We start from the raw sequence: 14,724 nt of genomic DNA, 5'->3' as shown, positions 1-14,724 counted from the left end.
CAAGCACTGCCCGGAAAGGGGAGCACCATGACCCGAACCGACGAGATCGACTGGGGGCTCCTGCGGGAGCGGGCCCGTGACGCGATGGCGAAGGCGTACGTGCCGTACTCGCAGTACCCCGTCGGCGCCGCCGCGATCGTCGACGACGGGCGCGTCGTCTCCGGCTGCAACGTGGAGAACGCCTCCTACGGCGTCACGCTCTGCGCCGAGTGCTCGCTCGTCTCCGCCCTCGTCATGTCGGGCGGCGGCAAGCTCGTCGCCTTCGCGTGCGTCGACGGCCACGGCGAGACGCTGATGCCGTGCGGGCGCTGCCGCCAGCTGCTCTTCGAGCACTCGGCGGAGGGGATGGTGCTCGACACCGTCTCCGGATTCAAGACCATCGACGAGGTGCTGCCGGACGCGTTCGGCCCGCGCACCCTCGCCGTCTACCGGGGCGAGGCGGACGAGTCCGCCGACCCCAGCAAGGGAGCATGACCATGGCCGCAGTCGAGGCCTTCGACGCCGTCGACCTGATCCGGGCGAAGCGCGACCGGCGCGAGCTCACGAGCGCCGAGATCGAATGGCTCGTCGAGGCGTACACCCGCGGCTACGTCGCCGACGAGCAGATGTCGGCGATGACGATGGCGATCTTCCTGAACGGGATGAGCCGTCGCGAGATCCGCGACCTCACGATGGCGATGATCGCCTCGGGGGAGCGGATGGACTTCTCGGGGCTCGGCAAGCCCACGAGCGACAAGCACTCCACCGGCGGCGTCGGCGACAAGATCACCCTGCCGCTCATGCCCCTGGTCGCGACCTTCGGCGTCGCCGTGCCGCAGCTCTCCGGCCGCGGCCTCGGCCACACGGGCGGCACCCTCGACAAGCTCGAGTCGATCCCGGGCTGGCGCGCAGAGATCACGAACGACGAGATGTTCGCGCAGCTGCGCGACGTCGGCGGCGTGATCTGCGCCGCCGGCGCCGGGCTCGCCCCCGCCGACAAGAAGCTGTACGCGCTGCGCGATATCACCGGCACCGTCGAGGCGATCCCGCTCATCGCCTCCTCGATCATGTCGAAGAAGATCGCGGAGGGCACGAGCGCGCTCGTGCTCGACGTGAAGTTCGGCTCCGGTGCGTTCCTGCAGGACATCGAGCGCTCCCGCGAGCTCGCCCGCACCATGGTCGAGCTGGGCGAGGACGCCGGCGTCGCGACGAGCGCCCTGCTCACCAACATGAACGTGCCGCTCGGTCGCACCATCGGCAACGCGAACGAGGTGCGCGAGTCGGTCGAGGTGCTCGCGGGCGGCGGCCCCGCCGATGTGCGGGAGCTCACGATCGCGCTCGCCCGCGAGATGCTCGCCCTCGCCGGTCGGGACGGCGAGGACGTCGAGGGCGCGCTCGACGACGGCCGGGCGATGGACACCTGGCGTCGCGCGATCGCGGCGCAGGGCGGCGACCCGGATGCCGAGCTGCCCGTCGCCCGAGAGCACCACGTCGTCACGGCGGACCGCGACGGCGTGCTCGTGGAGCAGCACGCGCTGCCCTTCGGCATCGCCGCCTGGCGGCTCGGCGCGGGACGCGCGCGCAAGCAGGACCCGGTGCAGCACGCCGCGGGCATCGAGCTGCACGCGAAGCCCGGCGACGAGGTGCGCGTCGGTCAGCCGCTGTTCACGCTGTCGGCCGACGAGCCGGAGCGCTTCGCTCGGGCGCTCGAGGCCGTCGAGGGCGCCTGGCGGATCGGCGACGCCGGTGAGCCGGTCCAGGACGGCGGTCCGCTGATCGCCGACCGCATCGGCCGCTGAGGCCGGGCCGCTTCGCACAACTCAGGAACGTCGCGCGCGGCATCCCCGGGAATCCAGGGATGCCGCGACGCGACGTTCGACGTATTCGGCAGATGTTCCTGAGTTGCGACCGGCTATCGTTGACTCGTGGACACGACTGAGTACCGCCTCGAGGGCGACGGCATCGAGCTGCGGAGCCTGCCCAAGGTCAGCCTGCACGATCATCTCGACGGAGGCCTGCGCCCGCAGAGCCTCATCGAGCTCGCCGAGGAGATCGACCTCGACGTGCCCGCCACCGACGAGGCCGGTCTCGCCGAGTGGTTCTCCACGCAGTCGAACTCCGGCTCGCTCGTCGAGTACCTGAAGACCTTCGAGCTCACCACCGCGGTCATGCAGACCCGCGAGGGGCTCACCCGCGTCGCCCGCGAGTCCGTGCAGGACCTCGCGGCCGATGGCGTCATCTACGGCGAACTGCGCTGGGCGCCCGAGCAGCACCTCACCCGGGGCCTCAGCCTCGACGAGGCGGTCGAGGCCGTGCAGGCGGGCATCGAGCAGGGCATCGACGACGCCAGGCACCAGGGCCGGGGCATCCGCATCGGCCAGCTCGTCACCGCGATGCGCCACGCCGACCGCGGTCTCGAGATCGCCGAGCTCGCCGTGCGCCACCGCGACCGCGGCGTCGTCGGCTTCGACATCGCCGGTGCGGAGGCCGGCTTCCTGCCGAGCCGCCACCGCACCGCCTTCGACTACCTCGCCGGGCAGTTCCTGCCCGTCACGGTGCACGCGGGCGAGGCCGACGGCCTCGACTCCATCCGCAGTGCCCTCGTCGACGGCCGCGCCCTCCGCCTCGGCCACGGCGTGCGCCTGGCGGAAGACCTGGTCATCGAGCGCCAGGACGACGAGAACACCTACGTCTCGCTCGGCCAGCTCGCCCAGTGGGTGCGCGACCGCGAGATCGCGCTCGAGACGAGCCCGTCCTCGAACCTGCAGACCGGCGCGATCGCGGCGTGGGGCGACGAGCTCGTCGACCACCCCTTCGACCTGCTGTACCAGCTCGGCTTCCGGGTCACCGTGAACACCGACAACCGGCTGCAGTCGGGCACCTCGCTCACGCGCGAGCTCGCCCTGCTGTCCGACGCCTTCGGCTACGACCTCGACGACCTCGAGGCGTTCCAGCTGAACGCGGCGGCCGCCGCCTTCCTCCCGCTCGACGACCGCGAAGAGCTCGCCGAGCTGATCGAAGACGGGTTCGACGAGGCCTGACCGGCCGCGACGTCCCCGTGCAACCCGCCCGCCGCGCCGCGAACGCGCCGGGCTGTGAAACGGAACCGCCAGTGACCCTCCCGCCGCTCCCCGACGAGGCCGTCGCTCTCGGCGCGCATGCCGCCGATTGGCGTGCTGCCGTGCGCGAGGCCGGCCGGGCGCTGACCCGCGCCGGCGCGGTGCGCATCGAGTACGCCGAGCGGATGATCTCGGTCATCGACGAGTTCGGCGCGTACGTCGTGATCGCGCCGGGCCTCGCGCTCGCCCACGCCCGGCCGGGTCCCGACGTGCTGCACGAGGGGCTCGCCGTCGTGACCCTCGCCGAGCCGGTCGCGTTCGGGCACCCGCACAACGATCCGGTGCGGGTCATCGTCGGCCTCGCCGTGGCGAACGCCGAGGAGCACGTCGCGAGCGTCGCCGCCCTCGCGAACGCCTTCAACGACCCCGAGGCGATCGATCGGCTCGCGGCGGCGGAGACCGCCGACGAGGTGAGGGCGATCCTCGGGCTGGGGGCCGGGCGATGAGGATCGTGGCGGTCTGCGGCGCCGGGATCGGCACCTCGGCGATCCTCAAGGTCAACGCCGAGCGCGTGCTCGAGCGGCTCGGCATCGACGCCGAGGTGAGCGCGAGCGACCTCGAGGGGGTCGCCAGCGCGGCGAGCGACGCGCAGGTCATCCTGACGTCGACCGAGCTCGCGCCGGCAGTGCGCCGGGCGATCGGGCGCAACTACGCCGAGATCGTCGAGGTGCGGAACTTCCTCGACCTCGACGAGCTCGCCGTGCTGCTCGAGCGCTCGCTCGGCTGAGCCGGCGCGAGCGCCCGAGCCGGCGCGAGCGCCCGAGCCGGCGCGAGCGTCCGAGCCGGCGCGAGCCGACTGGCGCAGAGCCGACTGGCGCCGAGCGCCCGCGCCGAGCCCTGACGGCTCAGGCGACGAGTTCGCGCATGCCCGCCTCGAGCGCGGCCGCGGCGGCCGTCGCGGCGGCGCGGCGCTCGGCGACGGTGCCCTCGTCGGAGACGGCGTCGATGTAGACCTTCAGCTTCGGCTCGGTGCCGCTCGGGCGGACCATCACTCGGCCGCCGCCGGCCAGCACGATGCGCAGCACATCCGAGGGCGGCAGCTCGCCGCCCTCGGCGAGGTCCTCGATGCGCTCGACGCGGATGCCGCCGACCTCCGCCGGCGGGTTCGCCCGGAGCCGGGCCATGACCTCGCCGATGCGGGCGAGGTCGGTGACGCGGATCGAGACCTGCGCGGAGGCGAAGCAGCCGAAGCGCTCGACGAAGTCGTCGAGGTGGTCGGCGACCGTGCGGCCGGCGGCCTTCAGCTCGGCGGCGAGGGCGAGGAAGGCGACCGCGGCGGAGATGCCGTCCTTGTCGCGCACCGTGCCCGGATTCACGAGGTAGCCGAGGGCCTCCTCGAAGCCGAACACGAGGTGCGGGGCGCGGGAGATCCACTTGAATCCCGTGAGCGTGGCCCGGAACTCCAGTCCGTGGTGGCGCGCCACCGTCTCGAGGCCGGGGGAGGAGACGATCGAACAGGCGAGCGTGCCCTCGGGACCGCCGTCGCCCGTCGCCGCGGCGATGGCCCGTTCGGCGGCCTGCCAGCCGAGCAGCAGGCCCACCTCGTTGCCGGTGAGCCGGCGGTAGCCCTCGGCAGCGGTCTCGTCGGGGATGGCGACGGCGAGGCGGTCGGCATCCGGATCGTTCGCGACGATGAGCTCAGCCCCGGTCTCGCGCGCCGTGGCGAACGCGAGGTCCATGGCGCCCTGCTCCTCGGGGTTCGGGAAGGCCACCGTCGGGAACGCCGGGTCGGGCTCGATCTGCGCGGCGACGAGCGCCGGGCGGTCGAACCCGGCGGCCGCGAGCACCTTGGCCGTCGTCTCCCAGCCCACGCCGTGCATCGCCGTGTACACGACCTTGGGCTGCGCCGCAGGGGCGCCTCCGGCCGCCTGCGCCGTCGCCGCCACGTAGGCGTTGACGACCGACTCGTCGGCGGTCTCGTAGGGCCCGCGCGGCAGCGCCGGCACGAGCGCGGTCTCGGCGACGCGCAGGATGTGCGCCGCGATGTCGGCGTCGGCGGGGGAGACGATCTGCGAGCCGCCGTGCTCGCCGCCGAGGTACACCTTGTAGCCGTTGTCGTTCGGCGGGTTGTGGCTCGCGGTCACCATCACTCCGGCACTGAGACCCAGGTGCCGCACCGCGAACGCCGTCACCGGCGTCGGCAGCAGCCGGGGCAGCAGCACGGCGCGGACGCCGGCGCCGGACATGATCTCCGCCGAGTCCCGGGCGAACACCGCCGAGTTCTTGCGGCCGTCGTAGCCGATCACCACGGAGGGCGTCTCGCCGGGCGCCGCCTGCTCGAGGAGGTACGCCGCGAGCCCGGCCGCCGCCTGCGACACGAGCACCCGGTTCATCCGGTTCGGCCCTGCGGCGATCTCGCCGCGGAGCCCCGCCGTGCCGAACGCGAGCCGGCTGTCGAAGCGGTCGGCGAGCTCCGCGGCCGCCGCGCCGTCGCCCGCGCGGACGGCGTCGAGGATGCCGCTGAGCTCCTCCCGCGTCTCGGGATCGGGGTCCTGGGCCAGCCAGGCCTCGGCGAGGGCGACGCGGGCGTCGGGGGCGTCGTCGGTGGAGTGCTGCTCGGGCATCCGATGGTCCTTTCGGGGTCGGCGAAACGCCGGAGCCGCCAACAGGGCGGCGCTGGGCTCAGATCGCGGCGACGATGTCCGCGAGGAGCTTGGAGATCACCGGCTCGGCCTCGCGGCCCGCCTCGATGACCTCCTCGTGGCTGAGCGGGGTGGTCTGGATGCCGGCGGCGAGGTTCGTGATCAGGCTCATGCCGAGCACCTCCATGCCCGACTGGCGCGCGGCGATCGCCTCGAGCGCCGTCGACATGCCGACGATGTGGCCGCCGATGGTCTTCGCCATCTGCACCTCGGCCGGCGTCTCGTAGTGCGGCCCGCGGAACTGGCAGTAGACGCCCTCGTCGAGCTCGGGCGAGATCGAGCGGGCGAGCTCGCGCAGGCGCGCCGAGTACAGGTCGGTGAGGTCGATGAACGTCGCGCCCTCGAGCGGCGAGTCGGCGGTGAGGTTGATGTGGTCGCTGATCAGCACGGGCGTGCCCGGCTTCCAGTGCGACTTGATGCCGCCGGCGCCGTTCGTGAGGATCATCGTCTTCGCCCCGGTCGCGGCGGCGGTGCGCACCGAGTGCACGACCCGGCGCACGCCGTGGTTCTCGTAGTAGTGGGTGCGCGCGCCGATCACGAGCGCCCGCTTGCCGTTCGGCAGCAGCACCGAGCGCAGCGTGCCGACGTGACCCTCGAGCGCGGGCTTCGAGAAGCCGGGCACCTCGGTCGCCGGGATGGTGTGCGTGGTCTCGCCGATGATCTCGGCGGCCTTGCCCCAGCCGGAGCCGAGGGTGAGGGCCAGGTCGTGCCGGGCGACCCCGGTGAGCTCGGCGATGCGGTCGGCCGCCTGCTGGGCCACCACGAAGGGGTCGGCGGCGGGATCGTCGAGGGGGTTCTGCTCGGTCATCCCACCATGCTAATCAGCGCGGGAGGGCGGTGGCATCCGCCTGCTCGTTTGCTGCCCTTTCGCGGCCTGCGCCAGAATATTGAGCATGGCCTATGAATTCGAGCGCACCCAGAGAATCGCTGTCCTCGGAGGCGGTCCCGGCGGGTACGAGGCGGCGCTCGCCGCGGCGCAGCTCGGCGCCGAAGTCACGCTCATCGAACGGGCGGGCGTGGGCGGCTCGGCCGTGCTCACCGACGTGGTCCCCTCGAAGTCGCTCATCGCCACCGCGGAGGCCTCGAACGCCGTGAAGGAGGCCGCCGACCTCGGCGTGCAGTTCTACGCGAAGGGCGAGTCCGAGAAGGCCGTGAAGCCCAAGGTCGCCATCAACCTCGCCGCCGTGAACAAGCGCCTGCTCGGGCTCGCCGCCCAGCAGTCGGAGGACATGCGCTCGAACCTCATCGAGGCGGGCGTGCACCTCGTGCAGGGCGAAGGGCGGCTCGACGGCGCCAACGCCGTCATCGTCTCGACCTCGAAGGGCGGCACCGACTTCGACCGCATCGAGGCGGACACCCTCGTCATCTCGGTGGGCGCCACGCCGCGCGTGCTGCCCACCGCCGTGCCGGACGGCGAGCGCATCCTCACCTGGACGCAGCTCTACCACCTGCAGCAGATCCCCGAGCACCTCATCGTCGTCGGCTCCGGCGTGACGGGGGCGGAGTTCGCCTCGGCGTACCGCGCGCTCGGCGCCAAGGTGACGCTCATCTCGAGCCGCGACCAGGTGCTGCCGGGCGAGGACGCCGACGCCGCGGCGGTCATCGAGAAGGTCTTCACCCGCAACGGCATGAAGGTCATGAACAAGTCCCGCGCCGAGTCCGTGGTGCGCGACGGCGACTCGGTCGTCGCGACGCTCACCGACGGGCGCGAGGTGCGCGGCTCGCACTGCCTCATGGCGGTCGGCTCGGTGCCGAACACGCACGGCATCGGCCTGGAGGAGGCCGGCGTGCAGCTCACCGAGTCCGGGCACATCCGGGTGAACCGGGTCGCCCGCACCTCGATGCCGAACATCTACGCGGCCGGCGACTGCACGACGTTCCTGCCGCTCGCCTCGGTCGCCTCGATGCAGGGCCGCACGGCCGTGTTCCACGCGATGGGCGACGTCGTGAACCCGCCCGAGAACCGCAACATCACCTCGAACATCTTCACCCAGCCCGAGATCGCGACCGTCGGCTGGACGCAGAAGGAGATCGAGGAGGGCGTCGTGCCTGGCACCGTCTACAAGCTGCCGCTCGCCTCGAACCCGCGGGCGAAGATGATGGGCATCCGCGACGGCTTCGTGAAGCTCTTCGCCTCGGCCGGCTCCGGCGCGATCATCGGCGGCGTGATCGTCGCCCCGAAGGCGTCCGAGCTGATCTTCCCGCTCGCGCTCGCCGTGGAGCACCGGCTCACGGTCGACCAGTTCGCCGAGGCGTTCCCGGTCTACCCCTCGCTCTCGGGCTCGCTCACCGACGCGGCCCGCGCCATGCACGTCGTGCGCTGACTCTCCCCTCCCTCCCCCTCCTCACACAACTCAGGAACATCTGGCGGTTATGCGGGTCGTGGATCCGCCTGGGGCCCGAGTTTCCGGGGATTGTGCGGGGGAGGTTCCTGAGTTCTCTCGCCAGCGACGTTCGTCCTCCACACTGGAGGCCGCGGACGCGCCATCCCCGTTCCTGAGCCCGACCGGCATCCGGGGTGGTGCCTCCGGCGACCATGTGAGGCGTGGAACGGCGTCTCGTCACGGCACTCACCGCGCTCGGCGGCATCGCCTGCCGTGCCGAGCTCCTCGACCGCGGTTTCCGAGACGTGCAGCTCGCGGCGGCCGTTCGCGGTGGGGCGGTCCTCCGGATCCGCCGCGGGTACTTCGCGATTCCCGCCGCGCCGCTCGACGCGCGGGTCGCGGTGCGGCTCGGCGGCCGGGTCGGCTGCCTGAGCGCGCTCCGGAGCTACGGGCTCTGGGGCGGGTTCCGCGACGATGCGACGCATATCACGCTCCCGCGGAACGCATCCAGACTCCGTTGGCGGAGCGACGAGACCAGCGGGATGCGCGCGGACCGATATCCGGCCCGGCCGTGCCTGGTGCACTGGCGCGACGGCCCGGTGCTGCGCAGGTCGCCACGCGCGTCGAGCTGGCGCGTCGAGCTGCGCGAGGCGCTGTCGGATGCCGCGGGATGCGCGCCGCGTGCGGACGTGCGTGCGGCGTTCGAGTCGGCGGTCGCCGCCGGGGCGCTCCCGCTCCCGGCCGCGCAGACGCTGCTCGATGCGATCTGGTCGCGCGAGCGGGCGCCGATGACCCTCCTCGCCGGCTCCGGCTCGGGCGCCGAATCCCACCTCGTCGAGATCCTGCTGGCGCTGCGCGTGGCGTTCGTCCAGCAGGTCGAGTTCGCGGGGGTCGCCCGGGTCGATGCGCTCGTGGAGCGGTGCCTGGTCATCGAGGTCGACGGGTATCGCTTCCACGCCGCCGAACCGCAGTTCGAAGCCGATCGGCGCCGTGACGCCCGGCTGCTCGCGCTCGGCTACCCGGTGCTTCGCCTGCCCGCGCGCACCGTGGTCGAGCAGCCGGAACTCGCGACCCGGCTGATCGTCGAGGCGCTCACGACGGTTCGGCGGGCGCGCCTTCCGCGTCGCCGGTAGCCCGCGTCGCCGGTAGCCCGCGGCATCCCTCGCCCGAGGCATCCTGCGCGCTCACACAACTCAGGAACGCCCTTCGCCCGGCCCGCGGAATCACGGGCCGGGCGAAATGTCTCGGGGGCCATAACTGCCAGATGTTCCTGAGTTGTGTGAGGGGGAGCGGGCTAGGGGCGCTCGGGGTCGACGGCGGGGATCGAGCCGGTGGGCACGATCTTCACCTCGGCGCCGTCCTTGTCGATGAGCTTGCCGCCGACGTAGTAGTCGCCCTCCTCGAGCGCGGTGAGCGCCTCCTCGGGCACCAGGCGCGTCGGCGCCGCGACGAAGGTCGAGCGATCGCCGCGCGAGTTCGAGCGCCGCACGACGTGGTTGAACAGGACGTTGAGCAGCACGGCCATGATCGTCGCCGAGCTGATCCCGGAGTGGAAGATGATCTGGAACCAGCTCGGGAACGCGTCGTAGATCGTGGGCAGCACCACGGGCAGCATGCCGAAGGCGAGCGAGATCGCGACGATGATGAGGTTCAGGTTGTTCTTGTAGTCGACCTTCGAGAGCGTCGCGATGCCGCTCGCGGCGACCGTGCCGAACAGGGCCACGCCGACCCCGCCGAGCACGGGCGTCGGGATGGCCGCGACGATCCGCCCGAGCACGGGCAGCACGCCGAGCAGCACGAGCACGACGCCGCCCGCGGCGACGACGTAGCGGCTCTTCACCTTGGTGATGGCGACGAGCCCGACGTTCTGCGCGAACGCGCTCTGCGTGAACGAGTTGAAGACCGGCGAGACCGCGCTCGAGAGCATGTCGGCGCGCAGGCCCGCCGCGATCCGCTTGGAGTCCACCTTCGTGCCGACGACCTCGCCGACGGCGAGGATGTCGGCGGTCGTCTCCGTGAAGGTGACGAGCACGACGATGAGCATCGAGATGATCGCCGCGGGTTCGAAGGTCGGCAGGCCGAACTGGAAGGGCGTCGGCACGGCGAAGATCGGGCCCTCGAGGGCGCCCGCGAAGTCGACCCGGCCGAAGAACGCGGCGACGACGGTCGCGAGCACCAGCGAGAGCAGGATGGCGAGGCGAGCCAGCGCCGGCGTGCCGAACTTCGTCAGCAGCACCATGATGAGCAGCGCCACGCCGGCGAGCCCGAGGTTCGCCGGGTCGCCGAAGTCGGGCGCGCCGGCCCCGCCCATCGCCCAGGTCCCCGCCACCGGGATCAGCGTCAGGCCGATCGAGGTGATCACGACGCCGGTGACGACGGGCGGGAAGAACTTCACGATCATGGCGAAGAAGGGGGCGATGAGGATGCCGATCACCGCGGAGGCGAGGATGGCGCCGAAGACCGCCGGCAGCCCGCCGCCGCCGGAGAGGATCGCGAGCATCGTGGCGACACCGGCGAAGGAGACGCCCTGCACGAGCGGCAACTGGGAGCCGAAGAAGGGGATGCCGATGGTCTGCAGGATGGTGGCGAGGCCGCCGATGAACAGCGCGCTCGCGATGAGCACGCCGATCTCCAGCTGGCTGAGGCCAGCGGCCTGGCCGATCACGAGGGGCGGGGCGATGATGCCGCCGTACATCGTGAGCACGTGCTGCAGACCGTAGGCGAAGGTCGGGCCGAGGCCGAGCTTCGCATCTTCGGGCCTGGCGGGGGTGGCTTTCGCGGCGCTTCGTGTGCGTCCCATGGTTCCTCTGCTGTCGGTTGCGGTTGATGCGGTATCGCATGTGTCTTCACCGGGGCCGTGTGGGGAACGGACCGAGGTGGCAGGGTGCACCGACGCGAGCCGGCGACCCTGCCGGAGGAATCCAGCTTTCGTTCTGCGGAAACTGGATTCCAGTGAGTGAGAAGAGTGAAGCACTCGGCATTGGGGCTGTCAAGGGGGCGCCGGACGGATCGTCGAAGCTCGACGCGGGTGAGCGGGCGCGCCTTGCAATAATTTCCCATATGGGTATATATTCAGGGGATGGCCCGTGCAGCGACGACCTCCGACGTCTTCAACGCGATCGCCGAGCCGCAGCGACGAGACATCCTGCTGCTGCTCCGCGCCGGCGAGCGCCCCGCGACCTCCATCGCCGAGGAGCTCGGCCTGAGCCAGCCCGGGGCCTCGAAGCACCTGCGCGTGCTGCGGGAGGTCGGGCTCGTGCACGACCGGCGCGACGGCAGGCAGCGCGTGTACCGGCTCGATGCGCGCGGCCTCGAGCCGGTGCACGAATGGGCCGGCGGCTTCGAGCGGTTCTGGAACGAGAGCTTCGACCGCCTCGACGCGTACGTGCAGGACCTCGAGCAGAAACGGAGTGCAGAATGACGAACGACCAGGCGACGAGCGGGACGGAGTCGGCCACGGCCGACCGCGAGATCGTGATCACCCGGGTGATCTCGGCCCCGCGGGCCCTCGTGTTCGAGGCCTTCACCGAGGTGCGGCACCTGTCGCAGTGGTGGGGGCCGCACGGGTTCACGACCACCACCCGCGCCTTCGAGTTCCGCGAAGGCGGGGTCTGGGAGTTCGTGATGCACGGGCCGGACGGCACGAAGTACCCCGAGTGGATCAGCTGGACCGAGATCGTCCCGCCGGAGCGCATCGCCATGCTCCACGGCGAGCATCGCGACGACCCCGACGCCTTCGAGTCCGTGCTGAGCTTCGAGGAGCGCGGGGAGTCGACCGCGGTCCGCATGCTGACCGTGTTCCCGAGCCGGGAGCTGCGGGACGCCGCCATCGAACGGCACGGCGCCGTCGAGGGCGGCCGGCAGACGCTCGCGGAACTCGCCGCCTACGTCGAACGCGCGAGCCGGACGCAGGGGGCGCACTGATGGCCGGCACCGTGTTCTTCAGCGTCTCGATGTCGCTCGACGGCTTCATCGCCCCGGCCTCCGCGGACGAGCTGATGGGGCGGCAGTGGATGCAGCTGCAGCAGTGGGTGTTCCGGCAGAAGCACTTCAGGGAGAACCTGCAGCTCGGCACCGGCGGCGAGGAGGGGCCCGACAACGATCTCGTCCGCGCCACCTTCGAGCGCACCGGGGCGAGCGTCATGGGCCGGCGCATGTTCGACGCCGGCGAGGCCATGTGGCCGGAGGAGCCGCCGTTCCACACCCCGGTGTTCGTCGTGACCCACGCGCCGCGCGAGCCGTGGGTGCGCGCCGGCGGCACCACCTTCTTCTTCGTCACCGACGGCATCGAGTCCGCGGTCGAGCAGGCTCGTGCGGCCGCCGGCGCGCGCGACGTCCGGATCGCCGGTGGCGCGGACACGATCGTGCAGGCGCTGAACGCCGGGTTCGTCGACGAGTTCCACCTCGCCGTCTCGCCGGTGCTCTTCGGCGCCGGGGTGCGCCTCTTCGACCGGATCGACGCCGCGACGATCGGGATCGAGCAGGTGGGCGCCGAGTCCTCGCCGCTCACCACGCACCTCCGCTACCGGGTGCGCGTCGGGGAGTCGGCGCGATAGGTTTCGGTCATCGGAAAGGACCCGACGATGACCGATCTCCACCTCCCGCCGAGCGGGTTCCCCGCGCTCGACTGGGCTGCACGCTCCATGCCGGTGCTCGCGGCGACGATGCGCGAGCACGCCGAGGCTTTCGCCGGACGCCACGTCGGCATCTGCCTGCACACCGAGCCGAAGACCGGGGTGCTCGTGCAGTGGCTGCTCCGGGTCGGCGCGCGCGTCACGATCACCGGCAATCTCGGCACCACCGTGCCCGAGACTGCGGCGGCGCTCGCCGAGCTCGGCGCGACGGTGGTGGGGGAGCGGACGGATGACCCGGCCGAGCACTCCCGCAACGTCGCACGGGTCGTGGCCGCCGAACCCGAGCTGCTGCTCGACAACGGCGGCGAGATGATCGAGCTCGTGCTGCGGGGCGGCCCGCGCGCCGCCGGGTTCCTCGGTGCGACGGAGGAGACGACGACCGGCGGACGCCGACTCCGCGAGCTCGAGGTGGAGGCCGACTTCCCGGTCATCGTGATCAACGACAGCCGGCTGAAGCTCCTCGTCGAGAACGAGTACGGCGTGGGGCAGAGCATCGTGCAGGGGTTCATGAACGCGACGAACGCGATGCTGCCCGGCATCCGCGCCACCGTCATCGGCTACGGGCCGTGCGGCAAGGGGGTCGCCGACACGCTCCAGCGGCTCGGCGCCCGGGTGAGCGTCGCGGACGCCGACCCGTACCGGGCGCTCGAGGCGATCATGCACGGGCACCGGGTGGGCCCGCTCGCCGAGCTGCTGCCGGGCTCGGACGCGCTCTTCCTCGCGACGGGGCATCCGGATGTCGTGCCCGCCGAGGCGTTCCCGCTGCTGCCGGACGGGCTCATCATCGCCGGGGTCGGGCACGAACCGTACGAGCTCGATCTCGCCGCGCTCGCCGAGGCGGCCGTCGAACAGCGCTCGTTGTCGGTGCCGGGCGGCGACGCGTCGGCGCGCAGCCTCTACCGGATGCCGGACGGACGCGAGATCGTCGTGCTGCACGGCACCCGCATGATCAATCTCGTCGCGGCGAGCGGGAACCCCATCCAGGCGATGGACCTCGGGCTCTCGCTGCAGGCGGCGAGCCTCGCCGCGATCGCCACCGGCCGGGCCCCGTTCACCGGACCGCACGCGGTGCCGGCCGACGTCGACCGGGCGCTCGCGACGCGACTCGTGGAGACGTGGCGGTGAGCCGTCCGGCTTGACCTCGAGTGCGCTTGAGGTCCGAGACTGGGGTGCGAGGTGAGGAGCTCGCATGAACCCAGGAGTCCGCCAGTGCGCCGTCTGCGGCGTCGAGTACGACCCCGAGGCGCTGCCGGGGCTCTGTCCGATCTGCGCCGATGAACGCCAGTACCTGGCGGCGGACCGACGGCAGCACTGGGTCGACCCGGCCGACTTCGCCGGCAGCATCGACGTCGTCGAGACCGAGCCAGGGCTGTGGTCGATCGCGGTCGACGGTGGACCCGGCATCGACCAGCAGGCGAAGGTCATCGTCACGGAGGCCGGCAACGTCATGGTGGAGGTGCCGGCATCGATCAGCGAACGCGCGGTCGAGGCGGTTCGCGCGCTCGGCCCGCTCGCTGCGATCATCGCCTCGCACCCGCACATGTACGGGCTGCAGTCGCTGTGGTCGCGGGCGCTCGGCGGGGCGACCGTGTACGTCTCGAACGTGGACCGCGAGTGGCTCGGTGTCACGCCGGAGCCGGTCGTGTACTGGGGCGGCGAGATCGAGCTGGTCCCCGGCGTGGTCGCCTCGCAGCCCGGCGGGCACTTCCCGGGCAGCTGCGTCGTGCACTGGGTCGGGCGCGACGGCGCCGGGGTGCTGCTGACCGGTGACACCATCGGGGTCAACCCCGACGGGGAAACGCTCGCGTTCATGCGCTCGTACCCGAACCGGATCCCGCTCTCGGCGGGGGTCGTGCTGCGGATCGCCGATCACGTCGAGCGATACGAGTTCGACCGCATCTACGGCAACTTCGGCGGCGCCATCCGCTCCATGGGGAAGGCCCGCCTGCGCGCCTCGGCGGACCGGCACGCCGCCTGGGCGCGCGGCGACTACGATCACCTCACCGGGACGGGGTGACGGTCGAGG

The 14,724-nt window shown here is 72.0% G+C and carries 15 protein-coding genes; 12 read left to right on the top strand and 3 right to left on the bottom strand.

The genetic code is table 11. The features are described from left to right. Window positions 1-27: 27 nt before the first annotated feature. The 5 genes from MTP13_RS17515 (at window position 28) to MTP13_RS17495 (ending at window position 3,825) form a co-directional block, all read left to right on the top strand. Entirely contained in the window at window positions 28-474 is a 447-nt protein-coding gene (locus MTP13_RS17515) for a cytidine deaminase (protein WP_243568924.1), read from the top strand. Between the two features lie 2 nt (window positions 475-476). Continuing rightward, window positions 477-1,778, top strand: coding sequence for a thymidine phosphorylase (locus tag MTP13_RS17510; protein WP_243570879.1), 1,302 nt, complete (start codon window positions 477-479; stop codon window positions 1,776-1,778). A 126-nt stretch (window positions 1,779-1,904) separates the two neighbouring features. After that, window positions 1,905-3,020, top strand: coding sequence for an adenosine deaminase (locus MTP13_RS17505; RefSeq protein WP_243568923.1), 1,116 nt, complete (start codon window positions 1,905-1,907; stop codon window positions 3,018-3,020). Window positions 3,021-3,091: 71 nt separating this feature from the next. After that, on the top strand, window positions 3,092-3,544 hold the full coding sequence (locus MTP13_RS17500) for a PTS sugar transporter subunit IIA (protein ID WP_243568922.1): 453 nt from the start codon (window positions 3,092-3,094) through the stop codon (window positions 3,542-3,544). Further along, window positions 3,541-3,825 (top strand): PTS sugar transporter subunit IIB, encoded by a 285-nt coding sequence (locus MTP13_RS17495; RefSeq protein WP_243568921.1) that lies wholly within the window; start codon window positions 3,541-3,543, stop codon window positions 3,823-3,825. The genes MTP13_RS17500 and MTP13_RS17495 overlap by 4 nt, the downstream gene beginning before the upstream one ends. 118 nt (window positions 3,826-3,943) lie before the next feature. On the opposite strand, the gene MTP13_RS17490 is transcribed toward MTP13_RS17495, so the two are convergent. Then, entirely contained in the window at window positions 3,944-5,662 is a 1,719-nt protein-coding gene (locus MTP13_RS17490) for a phospho-sugar mutase (RefSeq protein ID WP_243568920.1), read from the bottom strand. Between the two features lie 58 nt (window positions 5,663-5,720). Next, the gene (locus MTP13_RS17485) at window positions 5,721-6,548 is read right to left on the bottom strand and encodes a purine-nucleoside phosphorylase (RefSeq protein WP_243568919.1); all 828 of its coding nucleotides are present in this window, start codon (window positions 6,546-6,548) and stop codon (window positions 5,721-5,723) included. Window positions 6,549-6,633: 85 nt separating this feature from the next. Here MTP13_RS17485 and MTP13_RS17480 point away from each other — a divergent pair, with 85 nt between their 5' ends. Together MTP13_RS17480 and MTP13_RS17475 are read left to right on the top strand one after the other, a co-directional pair. After that, entirely contained in the window at window positions 6,634-8,064 is a 1,431-nt protein-coding gene (locus MTP13_RS17480) for an NAD(P)H-quinone dehydrogenase (protein WP_243568918.1), read from the top strand. Between the two features lie 221 nt (window positions 8,065-8,285). Then, complete coding sequence (locus tag MTP13_RS17475) at window positions 8,286-9,197, top strand: DUF559 domain-containing protein (RefSeq protein ID WP_243568917.1); 912 nt, start codon at window positions 8,286-8,288, stop codon at window positions 9,195-9,197. A 161-nt stretch (window positions 9,198-9,358) separates the two neighbouring features. Here the strand turns inward: MTP13_RS17475 and MTP13_RS17470 are convergent, their stop codons facing one another. Further along, window positions 9,359-10,864 carry a nucleobase:cation symporter-2 family protein gene (locus MTP13_RS17470; RefSeq protein ID WP_243568916.1) on the bottom strand — a complete coding sequence of 502 codons (1,506 nt, stop codon included), beginning with the start codon at window positions 10,862-10,864 and terminating at the stop codon, window positions 9,359-9,361. Between the two features lie 279 nt (window positions 10,865-11,143). Between MTP13_RS17470 and MTP13_RS17465 the strand changes: the two genes are divergently transcribed. The 5 genes from MTP13_RS17465 to MTP13_RS17445 all read left to right on the top strand — a co-directional run bounded on the left by MTP13_RS17465 (window position 11,144) and on the right by MTP13_RS17445 (window position 14,715). Next, window positions 11,144-11,485: an ArsR/SmtB family transcription factor gene (locus tag MTP13_RS17465; protein WP_243568915.1), complete on the top strand. Its 342-nt coding sequence runs from the start codon at window positions 11,144-11,146 to the stop codon at window positions 11,483-11,485. Next, on the top strand, window positions 11,482-11,988 hold the full coding sequence (locus MTP13_RS17460; RefSeq protein ID WP_243568914.1) for an SRPBCC family protein: 507 nt from the start codon (window positions 11,482-11,484) through the stop codon (window positions 11,986-11,988). The genes MTP13_RS17465 and MTP13_RS17460 overlap by 4 nt, the downstream gene beginning before the upstream one ends. Continuing rightward, window positions 11,988-12,620 carry a dihydrofolate reductase family protein gene (locus MTP13_RS17455; protein WP_243568913.1) on the top strand — a complete coding sequence of 211 codons (633 nt, stop codon included), beginning with the start codon at window positions 11,988-11,990 and terminating at the stop codon, window positions 12,618-12,620. Before MTP13_RS17460 ends, MTP13_RS17455 begins: the two co-directional genes overlap by 1 nt. 27 nt (window positions 12,621-12,647) lie before the next feature. After that, window positions 12,648-13,823: an adenosylhomocysteinase gene (locus tag MTP13_RS17450; RefSeq protein ID WP_243568912.1), complete on the top strand. Its 1,176-nt coding sequence runs from the start codon at window positions 12,648-12,650 to the stop codon at window positions 13,821-13,823. A 64-nt stretch (window positions 13,824-13,887) separates the two neighbouring features. Next, on the top strand, window positions 13,888-14,715 hold the full coding sequence (locus MTP13_RS17445; protein WP_243568911.1) for an MBL fold metallo-hydrolase: 828 nt from the start codon (window positions 13,888-13,890) through the stop codon (window positions 14,713-14,715). Window positions 14,716-14,724: the final 9 nt, after the last annotated feature.

Source organism: Agromyces soli, assembly GCF_022811605.1.
GTDB lineage: Bacteria > Actinomycetota > Actinomycetes > Actinomycetales > Microbacteriaceae > Agromyces > Agromyces soli.
Note: the sequence above shows the minus strand (reverse complement) of the source record. Positions and strands in the feature narration are given on the sequence as shown.